Source organism: Pseudomonas sp. WS 5051, assembly GCF_012985715.1.
Taxonomy (GTDB): Bacteria; Pseudomonadota; Gammaproteobacteria; order Pseudomonadales; family Pseudomonadaceae; genus Aquipseudomonas; species Aquipseudomonas bubulae.
This window is the reverse complement of record NZ_JAAQWV010000014.1, coordinates 75,352-97,613: the sequence shown is the minus strand read 5'-3', so window position 1 is coordinate 97,613 and position 22,262 is coordinate 75,352. Positions and strand designations below refer to the sequence as shown.

Here is a 22,262-nt window from a genome sequence, read left to right as displayed (position 1 = left end):
TTCAGGCAATCGGAATCAATGGGTCCGCTGCCGCCCAGGCCACATCGCGGTCGGCAGCCGGCGGGTAGATCCACACCGTATTGATCTGTGTCTTCAGCGCTTTGCCTTCCTGGCGGGTCAACTTGACCTGACGATCCCAGCCTTCGGTGTAGACCGCTCCCCAGCCACCCAGGTCCAGGCAGGTAACGTACTTGGGCTGGCTGTAGGCAACCGGGGCTACGCCCAGTATCTGCGCAGCTACGTTATTGCCCGCGTGGCGCCCCAGGACGATGGCGTGCTGGCAGGTCATCAGGGCATGGTTGCCCAGGTCATCCGTGGCGGCATAAGCCACGTCGCCGGTGGCGAAGATGTCTTGCTGGCCTATGACTTGAAGGTGCGCGTCCACATGCAGACGCCCAAGCCCATCACGCTCCCCCGGGATTTGCGCCGTCAGCGAGCTGGCCCGTACACCGGTGGTCCAGATCACTGTTTTCGATTCGATTCGTTGACCATCACCCAGGGTTACGCCTTGCTCGTCGACGGCTACCACAGACGATTTCAAGCGCCAGGTCACCCCCAGCTCATCGCTGGCTTCGGCGATCGACTGGCTGATTTCGGCGCCCAGTGAAGCCCCGACTTTTTCACCCCGATCAACGATGATCACTTCCATATCTGCATGCTCGCCCAGTATGGCGCGCAGACGGGCCGGCATTTCGGTTGCCGTTTCAATGCCGGTGAAGCCTCCGCCCGCCACAACCACCGTGTTGCGACCACGGCTTGGTGGTAGTTCTGCCAGGGATTTGAGGTGGTTTTCCAGGCGTATGGCTTGCTCGATCTGGTCCACGTCGAAGGCATATTGCGCCACACCTTGGGTGTCAGGCAGCGCAAGGCCGCTGCCAGTAGCCAGGACCAGTTTGTCGTAGGGACGAATTTGTCTGGCGCCTGCAGCATCGGTGTAAACCACATGTTTTTGCTGCACGTCGATGGTCTCTGCAGCGCCCTTGATAAAGGTGACACCTACCGCGTCGAGCAGTTCGCCAATCGGCGCGACCAGCCGGTGCGCTTCAGGCTCGTAAAAACGCGGGCGTATGCGCAGCTCGGCCTGAGGGGCCAGCACGGTCACTTCGACTTGGTTGTGGCCGTGAATATCCAACAGCCGCGTTGCACTCAAAGCGGTCCACATGCCACCGAAGCCTGCGCCAATAATCAGAATCTGCTGTTTCATTTTTTATCCCCTGATGAGAAGCCCGAGCAAAGCAACCCCGAATGACGATCACCACCGAACCTCAATAACGGCGACTATATTAGTCGTAGTTACAGAGAGCAATCTTTATTTGTGGTCCATGCCACTGCTGTCACGCCCAAGGAGCGTTGCTCGCCTGACTGATCACTGCTAAAATATGCGACTAATTCAGTCGGAGATTTTGATGTCTCTTTACAGCGCGGGCGTTGAGTACGGCATTCACTGCCTGCTCTTTTTGGTAGGCGATGGCGGCGAAAGCCGTGAGGCGAGCGTGCGTGATCTTGCAGAGTTGCAAGGCGTGCCTCAGGACTATCTGGCGAAGATCTTCACCAAGCTGGCCAAGGCCAAACTGGTCGTGGCCACCGAAGGCGTGCGCGGCGGATTCAAACTGGCCAGGCCTGCTGACGAAATCAGCATTCTCGATATCGTCAACGCTATCGACGGCCAAAAGCTTATTTTCGATTGCCGGGAAATTCGTGGCCGCTGCGCACTCTTCGAAGGCTCGCCGCCTGCCTGGGCGCTGGACGGCCACTGTTCGGTTCACGCGGCGATGATGACGGCACAAAAGCGCATGGAAGAGGCCCTGGCCCAACAAACCATTCTTGATCTTGCCCGAAAGGTCGGCCGTAAATCCCCCGCCGAGTTCCCGGCACAGGTCGGCAAATGGATCAACGATCGTCGAGAGAAGAAAAGCGCCGCGCAGACTTCTGACGACCAGGCCATCCCGGTAACTGAAATCTCGGACTAAGCACCGGCCCTTTTACAAGCCCCACTGCCAGCGCCGCCAATATCAGCACAATCGCAAGCCCTTCATTGAACTCAACCTTGTGCCCCAGCATCAGCATCGAACCTGCGATCCCGAAAACCGGAATCAGCAGGGACAGCGGCGCCACCCTGGATACCGGGTACTCGCGCAGCAACAGATTCCAGCCCCAGTAACAGAAATGCGTCGCCGCGTAGACCTGAAACAACAGGGAAAACAACGCCACCCACTCAAAGTGGGTGACTAAAGAGGTAAAAGGCGCAGATCCGTGGGCAAGCCAGGTAAGTGCCAACAGCGGCAATGGCGCAAACACACTGGCCCACACCACAAAGGCGAACATCTCCCGCACTTTCGACTGTTTGATAATGACGTTGCCGATACTCCAGCTCAGGGCACTGATCAGTAACAGGCCATAACCCAGGGTCGTGCCCCGGCCGGGGCTGGCCACAATGATGCTGATCAACCCCAACAGTGCCAGCCCCATCCCCAGTATCTGGCCGAAGCCAAGACGCTCGCGAAACAGCAATACCCCCCAGCCCAGGGTGAAAAAAGCACTGAACTGGATCAGCAACGCAGCGGTTCCTGGGGGCACGCCCCATTCAATACCCAGATTGATCAGGGCCCACATGGCCACTCCAAAAATCAAGCCATAAGCAGCCAGCCACTTGATGGCAATCGGCGGCCGTTTGACGAAAAATACCCACGGCAACGCCGCAAGGGTAAAACGCAACGCCGTTAGCAACAGCGGATCAATAGCTGCCAGGCCCAGTTTGGTGATGGGGAAGTTCAGCCCCCAAACGGCCGTCACCAGCACGGCCAGGATCAGATGTTTCTTTTGCATAGGGGGGGGCTTCCAGTGGCAAGGCGGGCGGCGTCATGCACCAACCAAAATGCCACTATGCACACTTGCCGTATCGGCCCGCTTGCACTATCAGGTCAAAGATCATTAAATTCGGGCCATGGGCGAATTTGAATCCGACACCTGCGAAAATATCCCCCGCGACGCTGTGGTCACGGCCATTGACTATGCCGACGGGCAGCGCTTTGCCCTGCACAGGCATAACCGCGGGCAGTTTGCCTATGCCGCCTGCGGTGTCATCACGGTGTTTACCGACCAGGGCAACTGGGTGGTACCGCCGCAACGGGCCATCTGGGTACCGGCAGGGGTGCCCCACGAAATGAGCATGAACGGCCCGGTGACCCTGCTGAACACCTATATCCGCGAGCCCGCGTCTGTGCGCCTTGGCCTGCCGGCGCATTGTCAGGTTTTCGGCATATCGCCGCTGCTGCACCAGTTATTGATCCAGGCCACGGATATTCCTGCGCTCTATGACGAAACCCGCAGAGAGGGGCTGCTGATGAATTTGCTGCTCCACGAAATAGCCGAGATGCCACCCCTTTCGCTCAATGCGCCGCTACCGGGTGAGCCCAGGCTGGCGCGGGCCTGCCGCACACTGCTGGAGCAGCCGTCGCTGGATATCGGGATTGATGATATGGCCCGGCAGGTTGGCATGAGCCGCCGTACCTTTACCCGCCTGTTTCGCCAGCAAACCGGCATCAGTTTTGTCGAATGGCGCCAGCAAGCCTGCCTGTTGGCAGCGGTGGTGCGCCTTGGCCATGGCGAGGCCGTTACGCAAGTGGCGACCGATCTGGGCTATAGCAGCCCGAGCGCTTTCACCAGCGTTTTTCGCCGGGTGCTGGGCGAGGTGCCAAGCCGGTACTGTCTGAAGGAACCGAGTTGAACCAACTGGCCAGCCCCGCTGCCGACAAACACAGCACCCGCTCAAAAGGGTATGTGCCTCAGTGCGGATTTCGTATCCCCACAACGCGGTAGGCAGCGCTCCCCGTGCGCTCGAACATCAGGCGCCAGGCGCCTCGCCTGCGGCTGTTGTTATAGCCAATAAGGTCAGCGGACATTAATCGATCGCTATGGGGGTGCCAGTTAATCGACCGCAAACGCCCCTCGCGCAAATGGCTTAAGGTCAGGGCAATACTGATACCCGCAGAGCCCGCTGGCAAAGGTGTCACCGCTGAATCATCGATCGTCAGGGCGGCAGGCGAACGGGGGGGCGGGAGCGCAGCGGCGACCGGCCTCGCGCTTTGCAGGGGCTGTTTTTTTGCGGCCGCGCTTTTACCGGGCAATCGGGTCATGGCCGTTGCCTCGGGTGTCCCCGTGGCGCTCGACGGGCCTGCGGCCTGTGGTTCCCGGTGGGCACGAAGCAACAGACTGCGAACGCCAAGATGCCTCAGCTCACGGGTGGGTGGCCGCCCTGATGCCACTACAGCGCGCAAACGCTCCCGATACTCGACGCCCACGACATATCCGTATAGGTCACCACGCACGGTGGGGTAAACCGCCAACGCCACACCTGTGCTCTGCAGAACCTGACTGTGCTGGCTGTAAAAAAAGTTGACCAGCTTGACTGTTTCTTCAGGGCTCAGCGCCATGTCCCGGGCAAACTCCAGGGCTTTTTCCGTGACGCTTTGCGCCAGCTCATATTCCTGCGCATCCCTGAGGCCTGGTGCTGGCTGTTGCGCCTCGGCCAAATCCAGATACCGGTTCAAGGCAAAGAGTGCCGAGCCTGCCACTGCCCCCAGTCCTGCAACGGCTTGAGCAGCATTAAACAGCCAGCCCAAGGCATAGCCAAGGGCGGTAAAAATGACGATCAGGCTCAGACCGGCAACGACCCGATAGCGTTGGGGTAGATCTTCTTCCCGCCCATCAGGATCTATCCGATTTATCGGGTTATTACCGACCATGGCATAAACATTCAAGCCGTCGATGGTCCCTGCCGGGTCTGCACTGACCCAACGCTGGAGCCAGGCCGCGTAATAACGCAAACCGTAGTAGTAAAGCCCGGACGCATCGCGTTCCTTGCCCGAGTAACGCAGGGTCTTGAATGTGGCTTCAAGCGCGCTTTTCGCCGCCCACCATGCCGTCGCCCCGAACGGGTAAAAACCCTCCTGGCTAAGCAGTGCCGCGCGCTCATCAAGCTCCAGTACGCCGCTGCCCAGGTGATCGCAAAGGCTGAAGCGCACATGCTCATTCTCGACCCCATCGGGCAACCCCTGCTCCCAGGCAAGTAAACGCACCCCGGTGCGGCCTGCTTGCAGCGTCAAGGCACTTGAGCGCTCTCCCGTGGCCCGGTTGAGGCGCAGCTCCAGCCCCGGCAAATAACGCACTTCATCCACATGGGTGAGGTTTGCGGCCCGGGTCGTTCTACGCTTGAAAACCCGCTGCCCCTGACCGTCGTAGACGTAGGCTTCTTCATCATTCTCACCGTTGGTGCGCTGCACGCTGGTGACACGGCACAGTTGATTGCGCACATTCCACTCCAGGGCCTGACCACGCACCAACACCCGTTGATTGCCACAGGCATCAAACGCCTCGCCTGAAGCCAGCAGAGAACCGGGCTCAATCATCTGGCTGCGGTTACTGGTTTGTGACACGGACATACGCCGGGTGTAGCCCTGGCCGGCAGAAGGTACATGCTGCATCTGTACCAGGTTGGCGCCGGCATCGTACTGATAGTGCCGCGTGTAGTTGCGCCACTGCTGCGTGTCCGTCGTGTCGAAGAGCACCGCCGCAGGGGTACTGGCGCCACCGGGGTGGCGCGCATTTTCTCGTCCGCTGGCTTTGACCAGTTGGTAGAGGGTGTCGTAGGTAAAAGTGCTCGAAGCCTGGATCATCGCGTTGCTGGCCCAGGTGGTCGGTTGAGCGCCATCCACCACATGGGTCACATTGCCCACCCGGTCGTAGGTGTAGGTCAGATCCTGCAAGATGCCACCCTGTGCCCCCCCGCGACTGGCCTGCAACCGTCGCAAACTGCCATCATCGTCAGCGTAAGTAGCCCGGGTGACAACACCGTTGCCTGCCCGCTCGCTGGTCACTTGTCCGGCGGCGTTGTAGACCAGCTCATCCACCAACAGTTTTGACTTGCCACCTGCCGTAAGCAGGCCAACACGTACCTGTTCCCCTGCAACGTTATATTCCAGGCGCTGCCGGTTGCCCCTGGCATCACGCAGCCCGAGCAGTTCACCCAGCGCATTGCGATGCCAGGCCGTCAGGTAATGCCGAGCCTCCAATTGTCGATCGCGCCACGCTTGCGGCTCAGGCCAGTCGAGCGCTTCAGGGGCCTGGCAGAAACGCCGCGACTGGCTGTTTGCCTCGCCGGTCAAATCGTAATGTTCGTTGATGACGCTGCCAGCCGGGTCATCATGGCGGACCAGACGGCCGCATCGGTTCCGCGCCCTGTGCGCTGAATCGGCCGCCCCGTAGGTAAAACGCTCAAGACATCGGGCGTGGGGCTCATCACTGCGCTGTTCATGAACGGCCACAAGCCTGGACTGGGCATCGTAGTCAAAACACTGCTGATGCCCGCGCCCGTTCCAGGTTTTGCGCATCTGCTGCGCGACGCCAAACAGAGTGATGTGCCATCCGCTATCGACACTGTCAGTGCGCAACGCCAGCCCTGAAAGGCTGGAAATCTGGCGTTGATTGGCCGCGACTGTGGCCCCATGACGACGCAACGCCCCCAATCGCGGGTCCCACTGCCCGAGTACAAAACCGGTGGCGCCAAAGACAGTTTCGTGAATCCGCGCCCGGGGGCTCTGCTGTGCACTCAGACGGTGGTATTGCACCCTGCGTACACTCAAGCCCCTGGGGTCAACCGCCGTCAGTGACGGTGTGTGGTGATGCACATGGGTCATGGCGCCTGGCCTGTTTAACGAAATGGAGCAAAAAGGCTATGGCTCAAGTCGAGGGCAAAGGTGGTAAATAATTAGTTTTATTTAAAATCCGCAGCCCCAAGGGTCTGGGCTGAGGGTGGCTTTATCGCGCTCACAAAAAAACGCCCGAAGGCGTTTTTATATCTGACAGCCGGGGTTTCACACCCGCGACTTGCGTCCGAAAAACGGATGGCTCGGGTCGTTGTAGCCCGGTGTCGTCGAGTGCCCGGTGACCACCAGATCATTGATAAAGGCTTCGTCCTGCGCGGTGAACCTGTAGTTCAACGCTGGCACATAGTCTTCCCATTGCTGCTCAGTTCGCGGCCCGGCAATGGCCGAGGTGATCAGCTGGTTATTCAGCACCCAGGCCAAAGCGAACTGGCCTGCGGTAATGCCTTGCCCTTCGGCATAGTCACGAATGCGCTGGGCCAGGTTGAGGGACTCGGGGCGCCATTCGGTTTGCTGCAGGCGCGGGTCGTTGCGCCCGGCGCGGGTGTCCTGGCCAGGGGCCTGATCGGGGTCGTATTTTCCGGTGAGCACGCCGCGCGCCAGCGGACTGTAAGAGATCACGCCAATGCCGTAATGCTCCGCCGCCGGCAGGTGCTCGACTTCAATCTGACGGTTGGCCAGGTTGTACAGCGGCTGACTCACGCTCGGACGCTGGATGCCCAGCAGGTCGGCGCTGCGGCTGAATTCGGCAAGTTTCCAGCCGCGGTGGTTGGACAAACCGTAGCCACGGATCTTGCCCGCCCGGATCACGTCATCCAGCGCGCGCAGGGTTTCGTCCACCGGGGTGTCGTGGTCTTCGCGGTGCAGGTAGAACAGGTCGATATAGTCGGTGTTGAGGCGCTTGAGGCTGGCGTCCACCGAGGCAATCACGTTCTGGCGCGAGGCTCCGCTGTTGTTCGGCCCGCTGCCGCCCGGGTTGGGATTGACGAACTTGGTGGCCAGTACCCAGTGCTGACGACGATCACCGATCAAACGGCCCACCACGGCTTCCGAGGCACCGTCGTTGTAGCCGTTGGCGGTGTCGATGGAGTTGATGCCCTGCTCGAAAGCGCGGTCGGTGATGCGCCGGGCGACGTCGTCCGGGGTCTGCCCGCCGAACATCATGGTGCCCAGGGTAATGGGCGAAACCTTCACGCCGTTGCGGCCCAGGTTGCGGTATTGAATGTCGCTCATGCTGACTCCCTGCGTGGTGATCGTGAAATCAAGTGGCGCAAACAGTAGTCAGCCGTGTTCTGGCGGTCAACGCCCAACGGGGCATAACCATAGAGCGGTTTTGTCAGGGTAGCTCTTATTCAAAACGGGTCTTTAAACGTCGGAATTAATTATTTATGGATCTAAAAAACCCTCGGTAATCTCATGACTTTTCGGACCGCATGAAAAGGAATCATCATGAGCCGTCGCCCCCATGGCCCTGACAATTCACCTGCATTCACCTCACTTGCAGGTTCACGCCCATGAATATCCCTACCGGTTTTCTCGACAGCAGCGGCAGCGTTCCCTTCAGCTTGCCCGAGCGTGATCCACAGGGCGACGATCCTGTCGCCAAACGTATCAGCCACAACCTGCAGCGCTTGCGCGACAAGCGCCAGTTGTCCCTGGAAGCACTGGCCCATGCCAGTGGTGTGCGCCGCGCGATGATTGCGCAGATCGAAGCGGGCCGCAGCTTTCCCTCGGTCAAGGTGCTGAGCAAAGTCGCCGCCGCACTGAAAGTGTCCATCGCCGAGTTCCTCGACCCCGACGGCGCCGGCATGGTTATACGCCGCGCCCTGCCCCCTGAGCACACCGCCCCCCTGGTGACGTTCAACGAGCTGCGCCTGGGGCCCCAGGCCGAGGAAAGAGTGCCCGGCACCCCCCATGGCGTGCAAAACCACCTGCTGGTGGCCGAGGGCATTCTGGAGCTGAAAATCAATGACGAACTGGTTGTGCTGCACGCTGGCGACTCGATCCTGTATCGCGCCGAACGACCCCACCGGTACCGCAACCCGCACAACAGCGAAGCCGTCGCCTACCTGCTGACCAGCCCTGCGCAAGTGCAGGAATAGCCCGCGTTTTCCTATCCCCTGCCTGGAGCCTTCGCCTTGTCACGTCAGCCCTCCCCTCTGGATTTTCCTCAAAGCCCGCTGTCCCGTGCCTTTGAACAACCGTTGTTTCTGGGCCTGTTCCTGCCGGTGCAGTCCGGTGGCTGGAGCCCTTCGGCGCTGCCACGCAGTACCACCTGGACCTTCGACTACAACCGCCAGTTGACCCTGCGCGCCGAAGAGTTGGGATTTGACCTGGTGTTTGCCCTCGCTGAATGGTTGGGCAAGGGCGGCTACGGGGGCGATATCCGCTACCACGACGAATCACTGGATGCCTTTATCACTCAGGCAGCGCTGGCGTCGGTAACCTCGCGCATCCTGCTGATCTCTACCCTGCATGTGCTCTATGGCCCCTGGCATCCACTGCACCTGGCCAAGTTCGGCGCCACCCTTGACCATATCAGCAAGGGCCGCTGGGGCCTGAACCTGGTGACCGGGCATCGTCATCGCGAACACCGGCGCTTCGGTCAAGCCCCCATCGAGCACGACCAGCGCTACCGCCAGGCCGACGAATTTATCCGCGTGGTGCAGGAACTGTGGCATAGCCCGGACAACGTCGATTTCAGCGGCGATCATTACAAGCTCGAAGAGGCCTATGTCAGCGTCAAACCGTCCTTTGGCCGTCCCGTGCTGGTCAACGCCACCGGCTCACCCGCCGGTATCGACTTCGCGGCACGGCATTCCGACATTGTGTTCACCACCAGCCCCGGCAGTGCCGAGATCGAAAACGCGCTGGAGAAACTGCCCGAGCATTTGCAGCGCATCAAACACGCCGCCCGTGGCTATGGCCGTCAGGTGCGCACCCTGATCAACCCGCTGGTGATTTGCCGCGACAGCGATGCCGAGGCCTGGGAAGTCCACGCCGCGATCACGGCCGCAGGTGACCCCGGTGCACTGGAGGGCCATGCCCGTGAAGCCAGTGATGCCCATGCCTGGCGCGGCCATCAACCGGCCGAGCGTTATGTGGGCGGCAATATCCAGCTGGTCGGCAGCCCCGAGACCGTGGTGCGCGACATCATCCGCCTCAAAGAGGCCGGTATCGACGGCTTGCAACTGAGCTTCTTCGACTTTGCCCCCGACCTTGAACAGTTTGGCGAGCGCGTGTTGCCCCTTTTGCGCCAGGCCGGCCTGCGCCGCTAACCCACCCCAGGAAGACCGCCATGCCCTTTACCCGTCGTCAATTTGTTGTTGGCCTGTCTGCCCTGTCCGCGCTCGGCGCCAGCGTGCCGTTCCTGCCCACTGCCCTGGCCGATGCCACGGGGCAGGCCGTCAGCGGACGCCGGGTGTTCAACTTGCTGATCAATCCCGAGCCGCCTTCGCTGAGCTCTTTCAACACCACCGCCGGTACCAGCGTCACCGCCAGCAGCAAGGTACTGGAGGGGCTGCTGACTTACGATGAAGCCCTCAATGCCCGCCCTGCACTGGCCACCGCCTGGGAGGCCGCCCCTGATGGCTTGAGCTACCGCTTCACCCTGCGCGAAGGGGTCAAATGGCATGACGGCGAGCCGTTCACCTCGGCCGACGTGGCGTTCTCCCTGGACCTGATCAAGCGTTTTCACCCCCGGGGTTCCAGTACCTTTGCCAACCTGGAGCGGGTCGACACCCCCGACGACCACACTGCCATCGTTCATTTGAGCAAGCCGGCGCCGTACTTGATTCGCGGTTTTGCCGGCGGTGAAACGCCGATCCTGCCCAAGCACCTGTATGCCTCGGGCGACCCGCTGAGCAATCTGCACAACAACGCCCCGGTGGGCACCGGCCCCTTCCGTTTCAAGCGCTGGGAGCGCGGCAGTTTTATCGAGTACGAACGCAACCCGAACTACTGGGACCCGGCGGCAACGGTGGTCGATACGCTGATTCTCAAAGTCATCCCCGACGGTGCCGCGCGCCTGGCCGCGTTTGAAAACGGCACGCTGGATGCAGGCGGGCAAAGCCCGGTGCCGCTAAGCGAGCTGGAGCGCCTGACCAAATCCGGCCGTTTAAAAGCCACTACCCGCGGCTATCGCTACACCATTACCCCGACCATGCTCGAGTTCAACCTCGATAACCCGCTGTTGTCTCGCCTCGAGGTGCGCCAGGCAATTGCCCATGCCCTGGACCGCGAAGTGATCCGCAAGGTGGTGTACTACGGCTACGCCGAAGCCAGCTATTCACCGATCCCGAAAAGCTTCGCCAACTACGTCTACGAGGGCCCCAACCCGTATCCCTTCGACACCGAGGCAGCCAATGCATTGCTGGACAAGGCCGGGCTGGTAAAAAAAGGTCCCTGGCGTTTCAGCCTGACCCTCGACCCGCTGCCCTACGGCGACAGCTACAGCCGCACTGCCACCTATGTGCGCAGTGCCCTGGCACGCATTGGCATCGAAGTGAAACTGCGCGCCCAGGATTTTCCCACCTATATCAAACGTATCTACACCGACCGCGACTTTGACTTTGCCGTGGTCGGCATGGGCACCCTGTATGACCCCACGGTGGGTGTGCAACGCCTGTTCTGGTCGAAGAATTTTCGCCAGGGCGTGCCGTTTTCCAATGGCACCCACTACAACAATCCCGAAGTCGACCGCCTGCTGGAAAGCGCCGCGGTAGAGACCGACGAACAAAAACGCGGCGAGCTGTTCAAGGCGTTCCAGAAGATCGTGATTGAAGAAGTGCCTTCGATCACCCTGGTCATGCAGCAACAGGTCTCGGTGTACAACGCCCGGGTCAGCGGTTTCGAAGATGACGCCAACGGCCTGGACAGCAGCCTGGCCAATATCAGCCTGGCTGACACCGGAGGCGCCCATGCTTGAACGGCGCAGAATGTGGCGCCTGTCACGGCGCACCTTGTGGCAGGCCATCCCCACCGTAGTCGGCATCCTGTTGCTGAATTTTTTGCTGCTGCGGCTGATCCCCGGTGACGCCGTGGATGTGCTGGCCGGTGAGTCCGGCGGCGCCAGTGCCGAAACCCTGCTGCAGTGGCGCAGCCATTTTGGCCTGGACTTGAGCCTGCTGGAGCAATTGCAACGCTACCTCGGCCAACTGGCCCATCTGGACCTCGGCCTGTCGCCACGCTTCAACCTGCCAGTCAGCCACCTGGTACTCGATCGCCTGCCCAATACCCTGGTGCTGATGGTCGGCGCATTGGGGCTGGCGCTGGCCATCGGCATCGCCGCCGGTACGGCAATGGCCACCTGGGTCGGTCGCTGGCCTGACCGCGTGTTGTCACTGGCGGTGTTGCTGCTGTATTCCACGCCGGGGTTCTGGATCGGCTTGATGGCGGTGCTGCTGTTTTCGGTCAAGCTCGGCTGGTTGCCCAGCAACGGTTTTCAGACCCTGGGCCTCGATCTGCACGGCACGGCCTGGCTGCTCGACCGCCTGCAGCACGCCGTGCTGCCAGTGCTGGCGCTGGCCACGTTCTATATCGCCCTGTATGCCCGCCTGACCCGTGCCGCGATGCTCGAAGTGCAACGTCAGGACTACGTGCGCACCGCACGGGCCAAGGGCCTGGCGCCATGGCGAGTGGTGTCACGGCATGTGCTGCGCAATGCCCTGCTGCCGGTTTCGACCCTGGCCGGGCTGCATTTCGCCGCCCTGCTCGGCGGCGCCGCCGTCACCGAAACCCTGTTCGGCTGGCCCGGCCTGGGCCGTCTCACCCTCGAGGCGGTGATGTCCCGTGACTACAACCTGCTGCTGGGCATCCTGCTGCTGTCATCGATGCTGGTGGTGGTGATCAATATCGCCGTCGACCTGCTGCAAGCCTGGCTCGACCCGCGTATCCAGGCCGACTGAAAAGGAGCTGCCCCATGACCACTGCCGTACTGCCAAACGCTCCGACCGGCTACAGCGAAAGCGTCTGGACGGCCCTGTTGCGCAATCCCTCGGCGCTGATTGGCGCGACCATGCTGGCACTGGTGCTGACCCTGGCACTGCTGGCGGGCACGCTCTACCCCGGTGACCCGCTGGATATGGTCGCCATGCCGATGCTGTGGCCCGGCGACGATCCGGGCTACTTTCTGGGCAGCGACTCACTGGGCCGCGACGTAGCTGCCGGGATCGCCCACGGGGCCCGCGGGTCTTTACTGATTGCCGCCAGCGCCACCCTGATCAGCGTGCTGATCGGCGGGCTGGTCGGGGCTCTGGCCGGCTACCACGGCGGCAAGCTGGGGGATGTGCTGATGCGCCTCTGCGAAGTGTTCCAGACCGTGCCGTCTTTTTTGCTGGTGATCGTGATCGTGGCCATCGGCAACCCGACGCTGGGGGTTATCGCGCTGGCGATCGGTATCTCCTCATGGCCCACGGTGGCACGCCTGGTACGCGCCGAGTTCCGTACCCTGCGTGAAGCCGACTTTGTGACTGCCGCGCGCAGCCTGGGCTTCGGCAACAGCTCGATCATCCTGCGTGAAATCCTGCCCAACGCCCTCGCGCCGCTGGTGGTCACCACCTCGATCCTGATTGCCCAGGCGATTCTGGTGGAAGCCGGGCTCGCCTTCCTCGGTATGAGCGACCCCAATCAGGCCAGTTGGGGCGCCATGCTCGGCAGTGGCCGCGAGCAGATCGCCAGCGGCTGGTACCTCACCGCCCTGCCGGGGCTGGCAATCATCTTCGTGGTGCTGGCCCTCAACCTTCTGGGCGACGGTCTCAATGACGCCCTCAACCCTCGCCTGCGACGGTATATCCCATGAGCCTGCTGGACGTACGCGGTTTGCGCGTGAGCTACGACAACGCCGATGCCGTCAAAGACCTGAGTTTCACCCTGCAAGCCGGCGAGACACTGGCGCTGGTGGGTGAGTCCGGATGCGGTAAATCCACCACGGCCCTGGCCCTGATGGGCCTGTTGCCGGACAACGCCCGGCTGGGCGGTCAGGTCTTGTTCGAAGGCCGCGACCTGCTGGTCATGCCCCCGCGCCAACGGCGCCAATTGCAGGGCAGCGCACAGGGCATGATCTTTCAGGACCCGCTGTCGAGCCTCAACCCGGTACTCACCCTGGGTGAGCAAGTCAGCGAAATCCTGCTGACCCACACTGACCTGACCCGGCGCCAGGCCTGGCAGCGGGCCGAAGAACTGTTCGCCCTGGTGCAATTGCCGCGCCCGGCAGCGCATTTGCGTGAGTACCCACAGCACTTGTCGGGCGGCCAGCGCCAGCGGGTGGTGATCGCCATGGCGATTGCCTGCCAGCCCCGACTGTTGATCGCCGACGAGCCGACCACGGCGCTGGATGTCAGCGTGCAGGCGCAGATCCTTGAGTTGCTGGCTCGTTTGCGGGGCGAGCTGGGCATGGGTCTACTGCTGATTACTCATGATCTGGGCGTGGTCGGCCAGCACGCCGACCGGGTCATCGTGATGCACGATGGCCACGCCCTGGAAAGCCGGTCGACCCGCGACCTGATCGAGCACCCGCAACACCCCTACAGTCGCGGCCTGCTGCAGGCGTCGCTGGGGGCTGAACATAAGCAGCATTACTTGAGTAACCGTCTGGCTGAAATCAATGTCGAGCGCCAGCCGGAGCAGGCCACCCGCTATGGCGTCAAGTCCACCCTCTACGCGCCGGGCCGCCAGCCTCGGGCACCCACGGGCAACCCGGCGCTGCTCAAGGTCAGCGACCTGACCACCGGCTATGGCAACAGCACCGTACTTGACCGCATCAGCCTTGAAGTGGGCGAGCGCGAGAGCGTGGGCCTGGTGGGCGAGTCGGGTTGCGGCAAGTCGACCCTCAGTCGCACCCTGCTGCGTTTACTGCCCGCACGCAGTGGCACAATCGAATTCGACGGACGCGATATCGCCAGCCTCAAGGACGAGTCGCTGCTGGGCTGGCGCCGTCAGGTGCAAATGATTTTTCAGGATCCCTACGCGGCGCTTAACCCGCGCCACAGCGTGGAGAGCATTCTCGATCGTGTGCAGCGCCTGCACGGGCAGACCGACCCGGGCCAACGCCAGCAGGCCCGCTTCGCAATGCTCGATGCCGTGGGGTTGGCGCGCAGCAGCCTGGCGCGCTTGCCCCATCAGTTTTCCGGTGGCCAGCGCCAACGCATCGGCATTGCCCGGGCGTTGATCCTCAAGCCGCGGCTGGTGATCTGCGACGAACCGGTGTCGGCGCTGGATGTTTCGACCCAGGCGCAGATCCTCAACCTGCTGGTGGAGCTGCGCGAAGAGCTGGGCCTGTCCTATCTGTTTATCTCCCACGACCTGTCGGTAGTGCGCTATTTCGCCGACCGGATTCTGGTGATGGAGCAAGGGCAAATCGTCGAACAGGCCACCCCGCAAACCCTCTGGCATTCACCCCGGCACCCCTACACCCGTCGCCTGCTGGCGGCGATCCCCGGCGCCGCTGCGCCGGAACCGGCCCCTCAACCTGTATCCGGCCTGCGCTTTGCCGTCGGCTGGTAATCCGTTCAACGCCAAGGAGCACGACATGTCGCAAATTGACTCTGCCTGGGGCGCCGTCCCGTCGGCGCGATACGAAGCATTGGCGGCCCGTTATCGGCCGGTCTTTGCGCAGATTCGTCAAGGAGCCGTAGATCGCGAACTGGAACGGCGCTTGCCGCTCCAGGAGTTGCAATGGCTCAAGGAGGCAGGCTTCACCACCCTGCGTGTGCCCAAGGAATATGGCGGTGCCGGCGCCAGCCTGCCGGAACTGTTCAACCTGCTGATCGAACTGGCCGAGGCCGATTCAAACCTGGTGCAATCATTGCGCGGGCACTTCGGTTTTTGTGAAAACCTGCTCAATAGTCGCGACCCTGAGTATCAGGGCGTGTGGCTGGAGCGCCTGGGTCGTGGCGAAACCGTCAGCCCGGCGTCCGGCGAAGTGGGCAATGCCAAACAGCTTGAATTCGGCACCCGCCTGAGCCTTCACGGCGGCCACTGGCAATTGAGTGGCAGCAAGTTCTACACCACCGGTGCGCTGTATGCCGACTGGGTCGATGTCAGCGCCAACAACCCGGATGAACAGCGCGTATCGGTGACGGTGCGCACCAATGATCCGGGGGTGGAAATCATCGACGACTGGAACGGTTTCGGCCAGACGTTGACCGCCAGCGGCACCGCGCATTTTCGCGAAGTGCCGGTGGATCCGCTCAATGTGATTCTGGCTGAAAACCGCTTTCGCTATTCACCGGCTTTTTTCCAGTCTGTGCACACGGCAACCCTGACCGGGATTGGCCGCGCGCTGGCCGACGAAACTGCCGGGCATGTGGCCAGGCGCACCCGCAGCTTCAGCAGCGGCAATGCACCGCGCGTGGCCCACGACCCGCAAGTGCTGCAAGTGGTGGGCAACCTGCGCAGCGCGGCCTATGCCGCCGGCGCTATTGCAGCGCAGAACTTCCAGGCGCTGGAGCGAGTCCATCAGGCCCATTTGAGCAATGATGAACACGCCCTGAGCCACGCCGTGAATATTGCCGAACTGGAAGTGGCGCAGTCGCAAACCATAGTCTCGGAATTGATCATCAAGGCCAGTGGCGATCTGTTTGATGCACTGAGTGCATCGGCCACCCTCAAGCCCTTGGGACTGGACCGTTTCTGGCGCAATGCGCGCACGCTGTCGTCGCATAACCCGCGTATCTACAAGAGTCGCATCGTGGGGGATTTTGCGGTGAACGGCACACCGCCACCGGCGCAATGGCGCATTGGTGTGGCGGAGTAAACCCTGTGGGAGCGGGCTTGCTCGCGATGGCATCGACGCGGTTTGCCTGACAGACCTCACCGTTTGCATCGCGAGCAAGCCCGCTCCCACCGTGGCGTGGTATCGCTCAGTGACACACCAGCCCGTCGCCTATTTTCAGGCTGTCTACCAGCAACGCATTGCTGCGCAGCTCCCATGCACGGTTCTGGCCGCCACGGGCCTGCCAGTCGCGCAGTGCCGCATTGATCAACGCGCGGCTCTGCTTGTCGACTACGGGCAGGTAAACCCGCAGGTCGCTGCTTGCCTTCAAGGTCTGCGGTAACAGCGCATAGAAGCGCCAGTCCGGTGCCTGTGCCAGCGCCTGCAAGCTGTTGCGCTCTTCCGCCAGCAGGTTGCACTCGCCCGCCATAAACGCCACCGCGGCACGGATCGACGACACATAAGTGCGCAGCTCGGCGCCCTGTTGCTGCAGGGTTTGCGCCCACGGGCTACCCATCGCCAGGCATACGCTTTGCCCGCGCACAGGACGGGCGGGAGCATTGCGCAAGCCAATCAACGCTCCCGCACGGTAATGCACCGGCAAATCCCGCAAGCTCGCCACCCGGTCAGCTTCGACCGGCAGTTTCAGACTGCCGGCAATGACCAGGTCGACGTGGCCGTCACTCAACGGGCCACTCTGCGGCAATGCCTGCAACTGCACCTTCAGTCCAAGGTAAGCCCCCAGGGCCTCGGCCAACTGACTGTCCAGTTCATCCGGCTCAGCCACCAGCGCCTCTTGCCCCAGGCTCGGCCGTGGGTAACTGCGTACGCCCACACGCAAGACCTGGCGCTGTTCGGCTGCCTGCAACAGCGGCCCACGAGGCATCTCACCCGGTGCCAATGGCCATTGCCAGGCGACCAGCGACACAGCGCCAAGCACCATTGCTGCCAGCCACCTAACCACCGTGGCGCAAGCCCCGACGCCAGTAGGTAAAGCGCCGTTCCAGCAAGGCCAGCAAAAAGTTGAGCAGCAAACCCACCACCGCCAGCAGCAAAATGCCTGCGTACATGCTGGGAATCTGGAACACCTCCTGGGAGTTCAGCGTGAGGAAGCCCAACCCGGAATGAGCACCAATCATCTCGGCGGCCACCAGTGCCGTGATGCAATACGCCCCCGCCAGACGAATCCCGGTAAAGATCGACGGCGACGCCGCCGGCAGCACTATTTTGGTAAACAGAAACCAGCGGTTCGCGCCCATCGACAGCGCCGAGTTGATCAGCAACCCGTCGACCTGCTTAACGCCGCTGATGGTACTCAACAGGATCGGCCAGAACGACGCCCAGAAAATGATCGCGATTTTCGACAGTTCACCGATACCCAGAAACAGAATAAACACCGGAAACAATGCCAGCGCCGAGGTCTGGCGGAAGAACTGCAACAACGGATCAAGCACATGCTCGACCCGTGCAAACCAGCCCATTATCAACCCCAGGCTGACACCGCAGGCAATCGCCAGCAGCAGTCCGGCAAAGGAACGAAACAGGCTGGCCTGCAAGTGCTTGATCAGATCGCCACTGCTGGCCAGGTCCAGCACCGCACCCAGCACCGCCGATGGCGGGCTCAGGTAGCCGGGGTTGACCACGCCCAATTGCGGCAAGGCCTCCCAGAGGGCGAGGAACAGGACAATACCCACCGAGCTTTCGATCACCCGCCGTGAAGTCAATTTAAAGCCCATGTTTACACTCCAATCCGATAACCACCCAGGGTCGCGATGCTCTGCCAGTTCTGAGGCACTGGCGCCGCAACGGGCTCACGGGCCACGTCTGTGACCTCGTCGCGCAGGGCTTCCCAGGCACGCTGGCGGTAGTGCACAAAGGCCTGGGTATTACGCAATTCCGGCTGGCGCGGGCGCGGCAGGTCGATGTCGAAGATCTCCTTGATCCGCCCCGGGCGCTGGGTCATCACCGCCACCCGGTCCGACAGGAAAATCGCCTCGTCCAGGCTGTGGGTAATAAACACGATGGTTTTTTTGTGCGTATCCCAAATGCGCAGCAACTCACTCTGCAGGGTCTCGCGGGTTTGCGCGTCGAGGGCGGCGAAAGGTTCGTCCATCAGCAGCACATCCGGGTTGTAGGCCAGCGAGCGGGCAATCGCTACGCGCTGGCGCATGCCGCCGGACAACTCGTGAGGGTAGCGCGAGGCGAAGCCATTGAGGCCCACCAGCTCCAGGTATTCGCGGGCAGTTTCCAGCCGCCGGGCCTTGGCCACCCCGCGGATCTCCAGGCCCACGGCAATGTTGTCGAGCACCGTGCGCCAGGGCAGCAATGCATAGCCCTGGAACACAACACCCTGGTTACGGTTGATGCCCTGCAGGGGCCGGCCATCGACCAGAAGGTCGCCGCCGGTCTTGTGCGCAAGCCCTGCAAGGATATTCATAAAGGTCGACTTGCCGCAGCCCGAAGGCCCGAGGATGGACAGGAACTCGCCCTCGCGTACCTGCAGGTCAAACCCCTCCAGCACGGGCACCCGCTCCTCTCGCCCCGCTTCATTCAAGGCCCGGTACTCCATGCTCAGGTCACGGGCGACGATCTTGTGTTCCGGCATCAGGCATGCCCCCGGGCGAACGGGTTGAAGTCGTTGGTGTAGACATCCTTGACCCCTATCGAACCTTTTTTGATCTTGCCTTCGTTTTCAAGAATGTCGATGTAGTACTGAATCGGCGGCTCGGTCACTACCAGGTCATCGACATAGGCAAAGCGCTCCACCAACTCGAGCTTCATGCCGATGCGCTCGGAGGTGATTTTGCGCGCGTCGTCGGGGTTGGCATTGACCCAGTTGGCCGCGCGGGCGATCGCGTTTACAACGTCGCGGGTAGCCTCCGGGTTCTCGCGGCTGAACTTGCCATACACACTGTAGGGCGCCATGCCGCCCAATCCGCCATCCAGATCGTAGTCGCTCCACAGCTTGCGCAATGCCGGGTTGTGCTCGGCACCGCCGGACGATGGCGGATGAATGATTGCAATGTCGATATTGCCGGTGGCCAGGGTCTGCTCGGCCTGGTTGTCCGGCACCACCACCCAGTTGATCTTGTCGACATTGACGCCCTGCTCGCGCAGGTATTTTTTGGTGACAAATTCGGCGCAGGCGCCAAAGCTGTTGAAGCCTACGGTCTTGCCTTCCAGGTCTTTGGGCTTGACGATGCCGGAGTCGTCGCGCACGAAGTATTTCATGTGCGGAGCTTCTTGCAGGGTCTTGCCGCCGGCGGCCACCACCTTGAGGTCAAGACCACTGGCGATGGCTGAAATCACCAGCGGTACCATGCGCGCGCCGAAGTCTATTTCGCCGGTGCCGGTCAATGGAATGATCTGGGGCGCGGCAATACGGCCGATGTACTTGGGCCGTGCCCGCGAGCCTTCGAAATAGCCGAGGGAGTCGGCGACATAGACCAGATCGAATGAGGGGTTGTCGGGGTACTTGAAGTCCACCACCTGATCGGCGCGGCTCTTGATCACGGCGGCGCTTTTAGCGCCGCTGTCCTTTTTTTCGCAGCCGGGCAGCAGAATACCCGCAGCGCCGACCGCACCCAATACCGCGCAACTACGCAGGAATGCTCTTCTGTTGTTGATCGGGTTCATGCCCGCTCCTTGTGGGTTTTGAATTGTGGGAGCGAGCCTGCTCGCGAAGGCATCAAGGCCTGCTTCGCGAGCAGGCTCGCTCCCACTAGGGTGGGGGGAGTCAGGCGGTTTTCAGGGTGTAGCGCGACTCCGGGCGAGTCAGGCCGTAGTGTTCGCGCAAGGTGCTGCCCGCATACTCACTGCGGAACAAGCCGCGCTGGCGCAAGATCGGCAGCACTTCGTCGAGGAACACGTCAAAACCATCGGGGAATGCCGGCGGCATCACGTTGAAACCATCCGCCGCACCGCTGCGGAACCACTGCTCAATCAAGTCGGCAATCTGTACCGGGGTACCCACCGGCACCCAATGCCCGCGCGCCCCCGCCAGGCGGTTGATCAGCTGGCGCAAGGTGACGTTTTCGCGGTCGACAATATCGATGATCAGCTTGAAGCGGCTGGACTGGCTTTCGACGCCTTCGAAGTTGATCAGATGGCGCGGAAACGGGGCGTCCAGATCCTGACCCGACAAGTCCACACCCAACATGCGCCGCAATTGGCCCAGGGACACGTGGGGCAATACCAGTTCATTGAGTTCATCAAACTTGCGCTGCGCTTCGGCTTCGGTGCTGGCGATATACGGGCTGATGCCCGGAAGAATTTTCAGCTGGCGCGGGTCGCGGCCCACGGCTTTCGCCCGGACGCGGATGTCATTGGCAAATTCCGTGGCGCTTTGCAGCGTCTGGTGCGCGGTAAAGATGGCTTCAGCATGCCTGGCGGCAAAATCACGACCATCCTCGGATGAGCCGGCCTGCACCTGCACCGGTCGCCCCTGGGGCGAACGCGGCGAGTTCAGCGGGCCCTTGACCTTGTAGTAAGCGCCGACGTGGTTGATCGAGTGCACCTTGCCGCTGTCGGCAAATACCCCGGCGGTTTTATCCAGCACCAGCGCATCGTCTTCCCAGCTGTCCCACAGGTCACCGACCACCTGTACGAACTCTTCGGCCTGGGCGTAGCGATCATGGGCCGAAGGGTGTTCATCAAGCCCAAAGTTGGCCGCTGCGGCAGCCATTGACGTGGTGACAATGTTCCAGCCCGCACGGCCCTTGCTCAGGTGATCCAGCGCGCTGAACGAACGCGCCAGGTTGTAAGGTTCGCTGTAGGTGGTGCTGGCCGTGGCAATCAGGCCGATGCGCTGGGTAACCGCCGCAATGGCTGCCAGCCAGGTCACCGGCTCGAAGCGGATGCGCAGGCCTTCGCGGCCGCTTTCGGCCAGTGACGGCGAGTCGGCAAAGAAAATCGCATCGAGCTTTTCGCGCTCGGCGCGTAACGCCAGCTGCTGGTAGTAGCCAATGTCCATGGACGACTCCGGCACTGACTGCGGGTGGCGCCAGGCGGCTTCGTGATGGCCGTTGGGGTAGATAAACAGGTTGAGGCTGAGCTGACGTTCGGACATGTTCTGTTCTCTGAATTCAGGTGGCAGGGGTTCAATGCAATTCGGCGAAGTCACTCAGCACGTCGTCGCGCAGGGCGATAAAGCGGCTGTCACTGCGGTTGCGCGGGCGCGGCAGGTCGATATCGAGGATGCGCCGGATACGCCCGGGGTTGGGCTGCATGACCACCACGCGATCACCGAGAAACACAGCCTCATCCACATCGTGGGTCACCAGGATCATGGTGATTTTTTCCTTGGCCCAGATGTTTTGCAGCTCGCCCTGCAAGCGCGCCCGGGTCAGCGCATCGAGGGCGCCAAGGGGTTCGTCGAGCAACAGCACGCTGGGGCGGTTGACCAGCCCCCGGGCAATCGCCACACGCTGGGCCATGCCGCCGGAAATCTGGTGCGGGTAGGCGTCGATAAAGTCCTGCAGGCCCACCAGTTCGATATGTTCGCGCACGGTGTCGCGCTTTTCCTTTGTGCTCAGCGGCGAGTTTTTCAGCGCCACGGCAACGTTCTGTTCAACGTTGAGCCAGGGGAACAAACGGTGATCCTGAAACACGATGCCGCGCTCCAGCCCCGTGCCGTCGATGGGCTGGCCATTGAGCAGGATGCGCCCCTCATACTCTTCGTCCAGGCCCAGAATCAGGCGCAGCAGGGTGGACTTGCCGCAACCGCTGGCACCGACGATGCTGATAAATTCGCCGGGAGCGATATCCAGCTGGATATTGTCCAGCACTTGCAACTGGCTGCTGCTACCGGGGCGCGAAGCAAAGCGCTTGCTGATGTTTTCCAGGGTCAGGCTGTTATTGAGCATGCTGCAATCCTTTTGAAAGTGCCG

Annotated in this window: 19 protein-coding genes; 9 read left to right on the top strand and 10 right to left on the bottom strand. The window is 61.8% G+C overall.

What is annotated here, in order from left to right; genetic code table 11:
- Window position 1: 1 nt before the first annotated feature.
- Complete coding sequence (locus HBN79_RS19355) at window positions 2-1,204, bottom strand: NAD(P)/FAD-dependent oxidoreductase (protein WP_169917050.1); 1,203 nt, start codon at window positions 1,202-1,204, stop codon at window positions 2-4.
- 202 nt (window positions 1,205-1,406) lie between these two features.
- Here HBN79_RS19355 and HBN79_RS19350 point away from each other — a divergent pair, with 202 nt between their 5' ends.
- Entirely contained in the window at window positions 1,407-1,970 is a 564-nt protein-coding gene (locus HBN79_RS19350; RefSeq protein ID WP_095002523.1) for an Rrf2 family transcriptional regulator, read from the top strand.
- Here the strand turns inward: HBN79_RS19350 and HBN79_RS19345 are convergent.
- Window positions 1,891-2,826, bottom strand: a complete 936-nt coding sequence (locus tag HBN79_RS19345; protein ID WP_095031925.1) for an EamA family transporter — start codon at window positions 2,824-2,826, stop codon at window positions 1,891-1,893. The two genes, HBN79_RS19350 and HBN79_RS19345, sit on opposite strands and share 80 nt — an antisense overlap.
- A gap of 118 nt (window positions 2,827-2,944) precedes the next feature.
- Between HBN79_RS19345 and HBN79_RS19340 the strand changes: the two genes are divergently transcribed.
- Window positions 2,945-3,727: a helix-turn-helix transcriptional regulator gene (locus HBN79_RS19340; RefSeq protein WP_095025623.1), complete on the top strand. Its 783-nt coding sequence runs from the start codon at window positions 2,945-2,947 to the stop codon at window positions 3,725-3,727.
- A gap of 58 nt (window positions 3,728-3,785) precedes the next feature.
- Here HBN79_RS19340 and HBN79_RS19335 read toward each other — a convergent pair whose 3' ends face one another.
- Window positions 3,786-6,695 (bottom strand): RHS repeat protein, encoded by a 2,910-nt coding sequence (locus HBN79_RS19335; RefSeq protein WP_169917049.1) that lies wholly within the window; start codon window positions 6,693-6,695, stop codon window positions 3,786-3,788.
- 177 nt (window positions 6,696-6,872) lie between these two features.
- A complete protein-coding gene (locus HBN79_RS19330) occupies window positions 6,873-7,895 on the bottom strand; it encodes an aldo/keto reductase (RefSeq protein ID WP_153328213.1) in 1,023 nt (340 codons plus the stop codon).
- 281 nt (window positions 7,896-8,176) lie between these two features.
- Here HBN79_RS19330 and HBN79_RS19325 point away from each other — a divergent pair, with 281 nt between their 5' ends.
- From HBN79_RS19325 to HBN79_RS19295, 7 genes are read left to right on the top strand one after another with little or no spacing between them, the layout of a single operon-like run.
- Window positions 8,177-8,764 (top strand): XRE family transcriptional regulator, encoded by a 588-nt coding sequence (locus HBN79_RS19325; RefSeq protein ID WP_095027129.1) that lies wholly within the window; start codon window positions 8,177-8,179, stop codon window positions 8,762-8,764.
- A 36-nt stretch (window positions 8,765-8,800) separates the two neighbouring features.
- Window positions 8,801-9,940, top strand: a complete 1,140-nt coding sequence (locus HBN79_RS19320; RefSeq protein WP_095002518.1) for an LLM class flavin-dependent oxidoreductase — start codon at window positions 8,801-8,803, stop codon at window positions 9,938-9,940.
- Window positions 9,941-9,960: 20 nt separating this feature from the next.
- Window positions 9,961-11,589 carry an ABC transporter substrate-binding protein gene (locus HBN79_RS19315; protein ID WP_095002517.1) on the top strand — a complete coding sequence of 543 codons (1,629 nt, stop codon included), beginning with the start codon at window positions 9,961-9,963 and terminating at the stop codon, window positions 11,587-11,589.
- On the top strand, window positions 11,582-12,568 hold the full coding sequence (locus HBN79_RS19310; protein WP_095002516.1) for an ABC transporter permease: 987 nt from the start codon (window positions 11,582-11,584) through the stop codon (window positions 12,566-12,568). Before HBN79_RS19315 ends, HBN79_RS19310 begins: the two co-directional genes overlap by 8 nt.
- A 14-nt stretch (window positions 12,569-12,582) precedes the next feature.
- A complete protein-coding gene (locus HBN79_RS19305) occupies window positions 12,583-13,461 on the top strand; it encodes an ABC transporter permease (RefSeq protein ID WP_095018743.1) in 879 nt (292 codons plus the stop codon).
- Window positions 13,458-15,164 carry an ABC transporter ATP-binding protein gene (locus HBN79_RS19300; RefSeq protein WP_095025627.1) on the top strand — a complete coding sequence of 569 codons (1,707 nt, stop codon included), beginning with the start codon at window positions 13,458-13,460 and terminating at the stop codon, window positions 15,162-15,164. Before HBN79_RS19305 ends, HBN79_RS19300 begins: the two co-directional genes overlap by 4 nt.
- A gap of 25 nt (window positions 15,165-15,189) precedes the next feature.
- Window positions 15,190-16,416 (top strand): acyl-CoA dehydrogenase family protein, encoded by a 1,227-nt coding sequence (locus HBN79_RS19295; protein WP_169917048.1) that lies wholly within the window; start codon window positions 15,190-15,192, stop codon window positions 16,414-16,416.
- A gap of 106 nt (window positions 16,417-16,522) precedes the next feature.
- Here HBN79_RS19295 and HBN79_RS19290 read toward each other — a convergent pair whose 3' ends face one another.
- The 6 genes from HBN79_RS19290 to HBN79_RS19265 all read right to left on the bottom strand — a co-directional run bounded on the left by HBN79_RS19290 (window position 16,523) and on the right by HBN79_RS19265 (window position 22,238).
- The gene (locus HBN79_RS19290) at window positions 16,523-17,317 is read right to left on the bottom strand and encodes a transporter substrate-binding domain-containing protein (RefSeq protein WP_169917047.1); all 795 of its coding nucleotides are present in this window, start codon (window positions 17,315-17,317) and stop codon (window positions 16,523-16,525) included.
- A gap of 13 nt (window positions 17,318-17,330) precedes the next feature.
- Complete coding sequence (locus tag HBN79_RS19285; protein WP_095018739.1) at window positions 17,331-18,110, bottom strand: ABC transporter permease; 780 nt, start codon at window positions 18,108-18,110, stop codon at window positions 17,331-17,333.
- A gap of 2 nt (window positions 18,111-18,112) precedes the next feature.
- Window positions 18,113-18,979, bottom strand: coding sequence for an ABC transporter ATP-binding protein (locus HBN79_RS19280; protein WP_095002510.1), 867 nt, complete (start codon window positions 18,977-18,979; stop codon window positions 18,113-18,115).
- Window positions 18,979-20,010 (bottom strand): ABC transporter substrate-binding protein, encoded by a 1,032-nt coding sequence (locus HBN79_RS19275; RefSeq protein ID WP_095002509.1) that lies wholly within the window; start codon window positions 20,008-20,010, stop codon window positions 18,979-18,981. The genes HBN79_RS19280 and HBN79_RS19275 overlap by 1 nt, the downstream gene beginning before the upstream one ends.
- Window positions 20,011-20,110: 100 nt before the next feature.
- The gene (locus HBN79_RS19270; protein ID WP_095020659.1) at window positions 20,111-21,442 is read right to left on the bottom strand and encodes an LLM class flavin-dependent oxidoreductase; all 1,332 of its coding nucleotides are present in this window, start codon (window positions 21,440-21,442) and stop codon (window positions 20,111-20,113) included.
- 31 nt (window positions 21,443-21,473) lie between these two features.
- A complete protein-coding gene (locus HBN79_RS19265) occupies window positions 21,474-22,238 on the bottom strand; it encodes an ABC transporter ATP-binding protein (RefSeq protein ID WP_095002507.1) in 765 nt (254 codons plus the stop codon).
- Between the last annotated feature and the right edge of the window lie 24 nt (window positions 22,239-22,262).

Coding starts and splice junctions, on each gene's coding strand:
- HBN79_RS19280 (WP_095002510.1), bottom strand. CDS start 18,979: ATGCCGGAACACAAGATCGTCGCCCGTGACCTGAGCATGGAGTACCGG.
- HBN79_RS19275 (WP_095002509.1), bottom strand. CDS start 20,010: ATGAACCCGATCAACAACAGAAGAGCATTCCTGCGTAGTTGCGCGGTA.
- HBN79_RS19330 (WP_153328213.1), bottom strand. CDS start 7,895: ATGAGCGACATTCAATACCGCAACCTGGGCCGCAACGGCGTGAAGGTT.
- HBN79_RS19305 (WP_095018743.1), top strand. CDS start 12,583: ATGACCACTGCCGTACTGCCAAACGCTCCGACCGGCTACAGCGAAAGC.
- HBN79_RS19310 (WP_095002516.1), top strand. CDS start 11,582: ATGCTTGAACGGCGCAGAATGTGGCGCCTGTCACGGCGCACCTTGTGG.
- HBN79_RS19265 (WP_095002507.1), bottom strand. CDS start 22,238: ATGCTCAATAACAGCCTGACCCTGGAAAACATCAGCAAGCGCTTTGCT.
- HBN79_RS19290 (WP_169917047.1), bottom strand. CDS start 17,317: ATGGTGCTTGGCGCTGTGTCGCTGGTCGCCTGGCAATGGCCATTGGCA.
- HBN79_RS19295 (WP_169917048.1), top strand. CDS start 15,190: ATGTCGCAAATTGACTCTGCCTGGGGCGCCGTCCCGTCGGCGCGATAC.
- HBN79_RS19355 (WP_169917050.1), bottom strand. CDS start 1,204: ATGAAACAGCAGATTCTGATTATTGGCGCAGGCTTCGGTGGCATGTGG.
- HBN79_RS19285 (WP_095018739.1), bottom strand. CDS start 18,110: ATGGGCTTTAAATTGACTTCACGGCGGGTGATCGAAAGCTCGGTGGGT.
- HBN79_RS19345 (WP_095031925.1), bottom strand. CDS start 2,826: ATGCAAAAGAAACATCTGATCCTGGCCGTGCTGGTGACGGCCGTTTGG.
- HBN79_RS19315 (WP_095002517.1), top strand. CDS start 9,961: ATGCCCTTTACCCGTCGTCAATTTGTTGTTGGCCTGTCTGCCCTGTCC.
- HBN79_RS19325 (WP_095027129.1), top strand. CDS start 8,177: ATGAATATCCCTACCGGTTTTCTCGACAGCAGCGGCAGCGTTCCCTTC.
- HBN79_RS19335 (WP_169917049.1), bottom strand. CDS start 6,695: ATGACCCATGTGCATCACCACACACCGTCACTGACGGCGGTTGACCCC.
- HBN79_RS19300 (WP_095025627.1), top strand. CDS start 13,458: ATGAGCCTGCTGGACGTACGCGGTTTGCGCGTGAGCTACGACAACGCC.
- HBN79_RS19270 (WP_095020659.1), bottom strand. CDS start 21,442: ATGTCCGAACGTCAGCTCAGCCTCAACCTGTTTATCTACCCCAACGGC.
- HBN79_RS19350 (WP_095002523.1), top strand. CDS start 1,407: ATGTCTCTTTACAGCGCGGGCGTTGAGTACGGCATTCACTGCCTGCTC.
- HBN79_RS19340 (WP_095025623.1), top strand. CDS start 2,945: ATGGGCGAATTTGAATCCGACACCTGCGAAAATATCCCCCGCGACGCT.